We start from the raw sequence: 9,104 nt of genomic DNA on the forward strand, positions 1-9,104 counted from the left end.
CGATCAGAGTTGTCTTCCGATGACATTCAACGTTCTGAGGAGCAGTGCAACGCCACGGCGGGTGTCCGTTTCGCGGAGGAGCGACAGCAACCCATAGAGGTTGGGAGGCGCCGCCTCTGCGGCAGTCTCGGGCGTGGCCATGCGTAGCGCATTTCCAAAACCCCAGGTGACGGCGGTGGTGCTCTCGAACAACCTGGCGAGTTTTTCCACAGTGGCGAGGTCAAGCAGGTCTACGGTGTCGGATATCAGTGACAGCAGGTCAACCAGGTTGTCCAGACGTCCCCCATCCAGAAGCGGTTTCAGCTTGTCCAGTAATGCCTCTATCCCAGCATTCTGGCCTAGCGAGTCGGTATTACCATCTGCACTCTTTGCGAGTGACTCATTGAAGACATCCATGTGAATTTACTCCTCCCTGTGCGTGGTCAAAGCATTCCTCGAGCCACAGCCCAGTAAAGGCCGCGGTTGAATCCATTGCGCAGAAGGCCGCCCAGTTTACTTGGCGGGGTCGGCATCACGTCGTGGGCATAGTCGTACCAAAGTGGCATCCCAGCATTTAGGCCCATCTGCGCCACAGCTTGGACACGCCCGTCATACACTGCATTGGGGCTACCCAAGCGGATTTCAGCAGCAATATTGTTGGCGATCACCGGCGCCTGGTTATGGCAAGCCCCACCCGCCTTACTGACTGGTAGATCGACCGTGTCACCGATCACATAAACGCCTTCAAGCCCATAAACCTGTAGCGTCTCATGATGAGTTGGCAGCCAGCCTTCATTGTTCTGAGCCTGTGAAACGCCCGACTCAAGCACCACGTCAACTGCACGAATCGGAGGGGTCGCCATCAGAATGTCGAACGGCTGTGCATCTCCCTCTTCCGAGTAAGCTATTCGTTGTTCCGGGTCGACTCTGCTCAGTGTGAAACCCCGTTGAAAGCGAATATTCTTCTGTTCGAAGATTCCCGGCAAAATCTCGCCGGTGGGTCGTTGTAGGAATAAGCAATTGCGCAACAACTGGGCGGTGGTGGGATAGGTGTAAATGATTTCTACCTTGTCCCGGACGCCGCGACGACGAAGGAAGTCATCAAGCATCAACGTGGTTTCGATGGGAGCGATGCCGCACTGATGCGGTACATTGGGGGTCTGGGGAAAAGAAACCGTGACAAAAATTCGCCCCTTTTCAATGGTGCTTAGACGGTGAGCCAGTTGTCGCGCTGGTTCGTATTGGTAGAAGTGGTCACCGGCCTCCTTGAGGCCTTCGATACGTTCCGGAGCAGGAACGCAACCGGTGGCGATCACCAGAAAATCATAGCCATGACGCTTGCCACTAAGTGTTCTCAACTCTTGTCTGGCGAAGTCAAAACGAATTACCTCGTCGACTTGAAAATCTATTTCCGGACGTAACAATGAGCGCTCTGGACGTTTGAGTTCTTCCTGAAAAAACAGATTGAATGCAACGTACATGAAGGCGGGTTTGTAGAAGTGCTCCTCAGAGTTAGAGAGCAGGACGATCTTCAGCTGCCCCCGCAGAATTTCAGGATAGAGCTTGGTGACTAGTTGATTGGCAAGCATCGTGCCGCCCATGCCACCGCCCACGATAATTATCCGTTTCTGCATATTCCGCCCTCCATGGCGTATGCAATATCCATTCGACATTGAATGGTAGTCAAGAACGGCGAGGAGCTAGGATGAAGTCGCGATAAGAAAAACTGCACTAATCGCCAAGTGAATATGTTATTAACAAACGCCGTAAATCGTCCTTGATTTTTTAAATAATGATCGACCGCTTCGGCCGATTGCAGCCTTCCGCGAACGACAGCTTTGTGTCGGAGCTAGGCATCCAGGGTGGATGCGGCGCTATTTACAGGGGTACTCAGCTTTGAGTGCGAGCAATGCCACTAGCGTAGGTCTTTTCGTAGATAGATCAGAGTGACCTTCAGAGTACTTGACGATTGCCTGCACGCCCATTTGATCAACGTAGTTTTCAGGCAAGCAAATACCTGGAAACTTGTTCACAACCCCTCCGGTAAGATATTGAAGAGTTTCACGCACCCCAGCAACCACACCCACGCAGTAACCCATATCAACTTGATTGTCGTCCGCAGCCATATGCTTCGTTTCAAAAAAGCGTAAGGCAACCTTGCATCCGTTTAAAAACCTTGCTCCGGCATTACTTTCCGCGAACACCGCATTGCTTGCCAGCCATCCAACTATCGCTATAGCCGCTATAAAAATCCGCATGTCGCTCCTTCTTCGATTTATTTAAAGCTTGTGGGGATAGTCAGTACTTCCACGACCTTGCCGTCCACTAGGCGGAAAGAGATCACTCGGCCCACGCCGGCTACCCCATTAGTTAAATGCCCACAGCTTATTGAAAGGCGGCTAAGCCCTCCTCATTCGACAGTCTGGAGCCATTTGAGCAATTCCATTTCCAAGCTGCCATTCTTGAGTGCTGCGGGAGAGAGCAGGCAATAGCGTGAACCGTCCTCGACAAAGCCCAGTGGAGCGGCCAACACACCGCTATGAACATCGTCACGCACCAAATGCCAAGGACCAATGGCCACTCCTAGCCCTGCAACCGCTGCTTGGATGCTGAAATAGAAGTGCTCGAAAGATTGAACCTGCATAGCTGAAAGACTGAGCCCTTTGGCAGCGGCCCATTCCTGCCAAGCTGCAGGTCTGCTGGTAGTCTGCAGCAATGGAGCCGTTGAGTGCAGATCCTTTCTGGCTTTGCCAAACCATTGGTCTAGCTTTTCTGGCCGGCAGACCGGGCCAACCTTTTCAGTGAACAGTGTCTCGACATGGTATTCGGCCGGCCGAGGAAAATCGTCTCGCCGAATGGCCAAGTCTATGCCGTGGTCAAACGAGAAGTAGCCACCACCGGCCACCAAGTGGATGTCCTGTCCTTGATGATTTTTTTGGAAGTCGCTCCATCGAGGGATCAACCAACGCATCAGCAACGTTGGTTCGCAAGACAATACAAGCGGACGGACACGCCGGGCCTCGGTGCGTATTTCGCGAACTGCCTGACTCATCATGCCGAGTCCCTCGCTCACCGCGCGAGATAAGTGCTTTCCCGCTTGCGTTAAATAAACCCTTCGACTGCGCCGCTCGAATAGGTCGACACCCAGATCCTCTTCAAGCAAGCGTATTGCTCTGCTGATAGCACCCGGTGTCAGGTGCAATTCGTGAGCAGCTCGGGCAAAGCTTTCGAATCGCCCGGCTGATTCGAAGCAACGTAATGCCAGTAATGACGGCATTCTCGCCTCAGTGATGCGTGACTTATAGTCACTATTCCCATCAGAAATCATCGTTAGTGCTCAGTAAAATACTTTGCAAATATTGGCTTCAATCTTAATAACCGCAGGGCTCATCATGAGCGAATGGATAGCAGTAGTCACTATTACAATTCTCGCGTGCATCAGTCCCGGGCCCGACTTCGCACTGGTTTCACGCAATGGGCTGTTACTGTCTCGACGTGCTGGCTTGCTTACAGCTGTGGGAATTGGAATTGGGGTTCTCGTTCATATTTGTTACACATTGCTCGGTCTGGGCTTGATCCTTCAGCAGACACCTTGGCTGTTCAGTGCACTCAAGCTCGCTGGAGCTGCATATCTCATTTACCTGGGTATTAAGATGATTTTTTCAAAGCCGGAGGTCGAACAGCAAAACGTGTCTCCACCAGCGATCTCGGGCCTATCCGCTCTGCGGTCGGGGTTTCTGACAAACGCGTTGAATCCAAAAACATCGATCTTCATAGTCAGTCTGTTCATGGGTGTAGTTCGACCAGACACCGGCGTAACTGTACAAATCGCATACGGTCTCTTCATCGCGAGTGCGCACATAATCTGGTTTGGTTTGGTCGCACTGTGTTTCTCAACTGGCAAAATGCGAGAGAAATTGCTGTCTTCACGACAATGGATTGACCGAGGATTTGGCGGCCTGCTTGTGAGCTTTGGAATAATCCTAACAATTTCGTAGCGCTCCGACTGAACTGCCTCAGTTTTGGAGAAGAGACGACTCCCTACAGCGGGGAAGCCTCCGAAAAAGGGACAGATTTATTTTTCCTGGAAATTAATCCGTCCCCTTTTCCCCTGATGATCAATCCTTCAATTCAATAGCTCGATAACTCGCCGCGTCGTCACAAGCCACCTACAACGACTCGGCGATTTGGCTTGATGGGCGTGTGATGGGAGAGTCGGCTGACGACAGCCACGTCTGCTCCTGACTAGCAGCTGTAGGTCGACTGACTAGAGCGAGACGGTTACGCTGACGTTTTCGCATGACGGGAAAAGCGAATGACAACGGTGTATCAGGGAAGCTGCTTATGCGCAGCCGTCACTTACGAGCTATCCGCCACGCCCAAGTCAGTGAGCCACTGCCATTGCCGCCAGTGCCGCAAAAGTCACGGGGCCGCATTCGCTTCTTACGGCAGTGTTCCCCGTGACGCACTACGGGTACTTTCCGGCGCCAACAGCATCAGAACCTACGCATCCTCAGAAACCGTGTTACGCGAATTTTGCTCGCATTGTGGCTCAACATTGTTCTGGTCACGATCTCAAGGCGAGTTTGCCGACTGGGTTTCGATAGCCCTGGGCACGCTCGACACACCCTTCATAGCTGAAAAGCAAAAACACATTCATGTCGACTCCGCAGTGCACTGGTGCGGCTGACTGCTTCAAGTCATTTCAGCTGGTTATAACAGGCTGAAACCGGCAAATAGCTGCCCGCCTCAGAAACCGCCAAGCCGCATGATATGAGTCGCCTGAGCCTCATCTGTTCGCTTGAAGCCACAGCGCTCATAAAAGCCGCTTGCTTCAGCCGTATCCGTGAAAAGACGCACGACCTGAAACCTAAGAGGGGCACGTTCAACAAGCGCCTTTACCAGCATCTGCCCGACGCGCTGCCCCCTTGACGAAGCTGCGACGTACACCCGTCGCAGTCTGGCCACATTATTTTCAGCATAGGGATCAACAGAAAGACCGCCGATGCCTATCAGTTGCTGATTCAAATAGGCCGCCATCAGACACTCGCCGGGTGCATCAAAGCGGTTTGCTCCAGAGTGCCATTCGTTAATCAGACGAGTGAGGAACCTGAAACCCTCGCCAACGGCTTCCTTTTCCAGCGCCAGTATCTGGCGCGGAAGGTGTGTGATCCGTTGAACCTCATATCGTTTCATCCATCCCTGCCTCCTATATGAAACTCGTTCAATGCTAACAATTTCGTTTGAGGTGATGAACACTGCAAGGTCACTCCTGTAGGAGCGAGCTTGCTCGCGAAAACCCCAAACGATAACGCAACGCCTGAAGGCAAAATCCGATTTCCCTGCCGCACCTTGCTCCATTGCCTACGCCTGCGTCAGAATCCGCCGGCTTGTGCGCTGAGGTGGCCGTCTCTAAGGTGGCTCGGTCGCTGAATTGTTCAGTGATCGGGTTTAGTAGCCCACCTTTAGACCTAACAAGTGCACAAGCTTCCTCCATCAGACGTTCGCGTCTGTGCTTGATGGTGGCTGTGCGCAGGGCGTCCTCGGACGCGCCGGTTTTGTTAGGTTCCACCGGTCTACTAACCTGCGTACAGCTACCGCCCTTATTGTTTAGTAGCGATGGGGAAGTGGCCCAAGCAAGGAACTTAACCATGGTTAACGATTCAATCACCCTCTTCATCGTCGCCCCCAACGCCAGCAACGAAACCCTCATCACCAACAGCTACGAAACCTTCACCAGCGTCAGCACACTGCTGCTCGACCTGTCCGAAGACCTCAACGGCAAACACCGCGACATCGCCCTCGCCATACACCAACTGAGCGAACTGGGCGTACTCCTCACCGCAAGACTCCTCGACCGCGAAGCGCCTTGCCTTGGCTGATGATCAGCTCTTCAACTCATTAGCCTGATGGCTCGCCGCGTCGTCGTAAGCCACGTACAACGACTCGGCGATTTGGCTTTCGATGGTTTGGTGCATTCAGCCTCGGCACAAAGCCCTGTGCGATGACGTGAGCGACGACTGCTTTCGGCCAAAATCAGATTATGGACACGCCGCTTATCCGACGGTAATGTGCAACACGCGTCATGTCGTTTTGCCATAAAATCTTCTGACGCCTTTTCAGGAGCACCACTCAAGCCGAGCAGGGAGTTACGCATGAGCAAGGGACGTTATCAAACACAAATGGCGGAAAACGTACGCCACATATGTCGTCTATTCGTAGTTATGAGTAAATAATAATTATGGAAGTCATAACTCTCAAGAGCTGGGATGAGTACGACAAAGCTGTCTCAAGAAAGCATTATAGAAAATGGATTTATCGTGGCCAAATAGATGCCTCTTGGAAGCTGGAAAGTTCCCTACATCGTGCATTTGAAGAAGCCCAAACAATTCATAAGGCATATACAAGAACAGAAAAACGCATAAACAGAGTGGAGCATGAGCGAGTAATGATCGATCGCTTTATATGCCACGCACATATTTATTTATCATCATTACCCAAAGAAGGCGACCCTCTAAGTTGGTTATCGTTAATGCAGCACCATGGAGCACCAACTAGGCTTCTTGATTTTACGTTCTCTCCATACATTGCGTTATTTTTTGCTCTGGAGGCAGGTGAAGGAAGCGCTGCAATTTATTGTTTAAATCATCATGCTATAAAAAATGATGACAACGAATATTTTGGCAAAAATCGTCTCGAAGTTTATTCAAGAATACTCGAAGGTGATAAAGCATCTGATGCCCCATGTCTGTTCGCCTTTGAACCGACATTTTCTAATCATCGCCTGCTTTCTCAGCAAGGATTGTTTGTGGCTACAAACACATTGAAGTACTCGCATGAAGAAATAGTTAAAGACTATCAGATAGGCAGCTCTGATATCGTCAAGTACGTAATCCCCAAAAAACTACGCTATAGCGGTTTAAAAAAGCTAAACCAGATGAACATCAATGCAGCCAACATTTATCCAGGTCTTGATGGCTTCTGCAAAACAATGTGTAGGCAGCCGGTATTTGGCTTAGAGTGGCAGCGAAGAGTTGGTAATTAATCGAAAAGGGAACAAAGCTATTTTCCTAGAAGTGAATCCGCCCCCTTTTCCCCCTTCGCAGGCTGGACGTCAAAAAGGTGCGTTTTTGTTTACCTGTTAGCTTCACATTAGCAGTCAGCCTGAGTCGAGTTTTTAAGGAAGTCATATGAGAAAGCCTAGAATATTTATAGCTTCAGCGGTAGAAAGCCTAGATGTGGCTGATGCATTCAACGTAAACCTAGATCATCAGGCTGAGGTAACGGTTTGGAAACATGGGTTTAGCCTTTCCCAGAACACGATTGACTCTCTGGTGAGAATGGCAGAATCAGTGGACTTCGCAATTTTCGTTTTTACACCAGACGATATTGCAGAAATCAGAGACCAGCAAAAACACATTGTCCGAGATAATGTGCTTTTTGAACTTGGCCTATTCGTCGGCACTTTAGGTAAAGAGCGATGTTTCATCGTTAAACCCCGAGACACCGAGCTGCATTTTCCAACTGATCTTTTGGGCCTTACACCCGCAGATTACAACGGTGAAAGGTCTGATGGAAATTTAGAGGCTGCTGTAAATCATCCATGTGTACTAATCAAGAAAGAAGTGGCAAATTTAGGCTTGCTTTCAAAGGACCTAAATATGCAAACAAAACCCCGTAGGCAAGCCGGATATAATTACAAACTTGGTGACATTGAACACCGCCTATTGGCAAAAGTTCTTGAAAGCTACGCTAGCTCACCGGATGGCGTATCTGTATGGAGTACATTTAACGATTTGAAAGGGGTTGAACAAGGGGTGCTTAGTTTAGCGGCGATTAAGCTAGAAAGGGTCGGATTTCTAGATAAGAGCATCGCTATAGATCACGAGTATAATGGCTCTGAATATTATACATTCTCAATAACTGCCGACGGAATAGATTACCTGTTGGAAAATGAGGAGTTACTTCATAAAGCAAATAAAAAAGTGGATACCGTTGATTTCGATAGAGATATCCCCTTCTAGATATTCGCAAAAAACGCGAAAAGGAGACAGATTTATCTCTAGAGAAAAATCCGTCTCCTTTTTCGTTGACTGTCAAACTTGCTCTAAAACGTTCTCACACAACCTCGGCCAACAGCAGCCATTCGGAAGCGCCTAAAAAATCAGATTCGATTCAGCACCCAAAAATAGCCAGGCCGAAAAACAGCATCAAACCGCGATTGCCTCTTGCAGCTTGAATTCAAGAAACATCCATTTTATTGACGAGTTCGATCCGTGAAAATGCAAGCTTCTGCATTTCTCTACGACGTCGGAAATCTCTAGCTTCAGATGCAAAATCTATAACAGTTCGAACAACTGCTTCCTGCGGGTCTTTATCGTAAGCGTCTAGGCAACACACCTTGACGAGGCCTTCGCGTCATTCGGTTTCGATGATGGCTTGCTTCCTCTATGCTTCCCGACTTGCCTAAGGATTAGTTGAAACAGGAAAAGGTGTGACGGCATGAGAGCAGATAAATCTTGTCCTGTGGTTCTGCGAGTCCGTGAAACGCTGGAGATCTTGGCATTTGAGCATCCATTGGCAGGGCTACAACTGGTCAAGGGCAGTGTGGAACCAGATGAGTCAACCGACTTGGCTGCCGTACGAGAGCTGATAGAAGAGGCAGGGATTCAATCCGCAGTAGGGCGAAATTTGGGTGAGTGGCGTGCCATTGAAACAGGTCACACGTGGGTATTTCATGAGTGTCATGTTGCCCAAGACCTTCCCGATACTTGGGTGCATTTTGCAGAAGATGATGGAGGCCATGAGTTCAGATTTTTTTGGCATCCACTAATGAGTGAGCCTTCTGAAAGATGGCATCAGGTTTTCAAGGATGCTTTAAGCTTTCTCAGGACTACCCTTGCTGAAGTCTAAGTGTGTATTCAGCTCTTCTTGAGTCAGTCAGGCCGGCGCCCACCTATGAGGTAGCAGTTGACCGATTTCACTCGCCCGCTGGGTCGACATCCAGTCATGCAACGTTTTGATGATTGGAGCTGCCTGGACGGGAAAAAGGGACAGATTTGAATGGCACTTACTTAACCTTCTTCGGGTGTCCATTTCTCCTGACCTCGGCCCTAGCCGTCGAG

Annotated in this window: 11 protein-coding genes; 6 read left to right on the forward strand and 5 right to left on the reverse strand. The window is 49.9% G+C overall.

What is annotated here, in order from left to right:
- Positions 1-3: 3 nt before the first annotated feature.
- The 4 genes from E3O56_RS17915 to E3O56_RS17930 form a co-directional block, all read right to left on the reverse strand.
- A complete protein-coding gene (locus tag E3O56_RS17915; protein WP_248128651.1) occupies positions 4-396 on the reverse strand; it encodes a hypothetical protein in 393 nt (130 codons plus the stop codon).
- A gap of 26 nt (positions 397-422) precedes the next feature.
- On the reverse strand, positions 423-1,613 hold the full coding sequence (locus E3O56_RS17920; RefSeq protein ID WP_248128652.1) for an FAD/NAD(P)-binding oxidoreductase: 1,191 nt from the start codon (positions 1,611-1,613) through the stop codon (positions 423-425).
- A 240-nt stretch (positions 1,614-1,853) separates the two neighbouring features.
- Positions 1,854-2,237: a Rap1a/Tai family immunity protein gene (locus E3O56_RS17925; RefSeq protein WP_248128653.1), complete on the reverse strand. Its 384-nt coding sequence runs from the start codon at positions 2,235-2,237 to the stop codon at positions 1,854-1,856.
- 152 nt (positions 2,238-2,389) lie between these two features.
- Positions 2,390-3,307, reverse strand: a complete 918-nt coding sequence (locus tag E3O56_RS17930; protein WP_248128654.1) for a LysR family transcriptional regulator — start codon at positions 3,305-3,307, stop codon at positions 2,390-2,392.
- A 64-nt stretch (positions 3,308-3,371) separates the two neighbouring features.
- Between E3O56_RS17930 and E3O56_RS17935 the strand changes: the two genes are divergently transcribed.
- Positions 3,372-3,977, forward strand: a complete 606-nt coding sequence (locus tag E3O56_RS17935) for a LysE family translocator (protein ID WP_103733765.1) — start codon at positions 3,372-3,374, stop codon at positions 3,975-3,977.
- Between the two features lie 317 nt (positions 3,978-4,294).
- The gene (locus E3O56_RS17940; RefSeq protein WP_248128655.1) at positions 4,295-4,669 is read left to right on the forward strand and encodes a GFA family protein; all 375 of its coding nucleotides are present in this window, start codon (positions 4,295-4,297) and stop codon (positions 4,667-4,669) included.
- A gap of 59 nt (positions 4,670-4,728) precedes the next feature.
- On the opposite strand, the gene E3O56_RS17945 is transcribed toward E3O56_RS17940, so the two are convergent.
- Complete coding sequence (locus E3O56_RS17945; RefSeq protein WP_248128663.1) at positions 4,729-5,175, reverse strand: GNAT family N-acetyltransferase; 447 nt, start codon at positions 5,173-5,175, stop codon at positions 4,729-4,731.
- Positions 5,176-5,630: 455 nt separating this feature from the next.
- Between E3O56_RS17945 and E3O56_RS17950 the strand changes: the two genes are divergently transcribed.
- The 4 genes from E3O56_RS17950 (at position 5,631) to E3O56_RS17965 (ending at position 8,892) form a co-directional block, all read left to right on the forward strand.
- Positions 5,631-5,861: a DUF6124 family protein gene (locus E3O56_RS17950; protein ID WP_248128656.1), complete on the forward strand. Its 231-nt coding sequence runs from the start codon at positions 5,631-5,633 to the stop codon at positions 5,859-5,861.
- 359 nt (positions 5,862-6,220) lie between these two features.
- The gene (locus E3O56_RS17955) at positions 6,221-7,024 is read left to right on the forward strand and encodes an FRG domain-containing protein (protein WP_248128657.1); all 804 of its coding nucleotides are present in this window, start codon (positions 6,221-6,223) and stop codon (positions 7,022-7,024) included.
- A 145-nt stretch (positions 7,025-7,169) separates the two neighbouring features.
- On the forward strand, positions 7,170-8,003 hold the full coding sequence (locus E3O56_RS17960) for a nucleotide-binding protein (RefSeq protein WP_248128658.1): 834 nt from the start codon (positions 7,170-7,172) through the stop codon (positions 8,001-8,003).
- A 478-nt stretch (positions 8,004-8,481) separates the two neighbouring features.
- Positions 8,482-8,892: an NUDIX domain-containing protein gene (locus tag E3O56_RS17965; protein ID WP_248128659.1), complete on the forward strand. Its 411-nt coding sequence runs from the start codon at positions 8,482-8,484 to the stop codon at positions 8,890-8,892.
- Positions 8,893-9,104: the final 212 nt, after the last annotated feature.

The sequence above is a fragment of the Pseudomonas sp. W2Aug9 genome, assembly GCF_023127755.1.
Lineage (GTDB): Bacteria > Pseudomonadota > Gammaproteobacteria > Pseudomonadales > Pseudomonadaceae > Aquipseudomonas > Aquipseudomonas synxantha_A.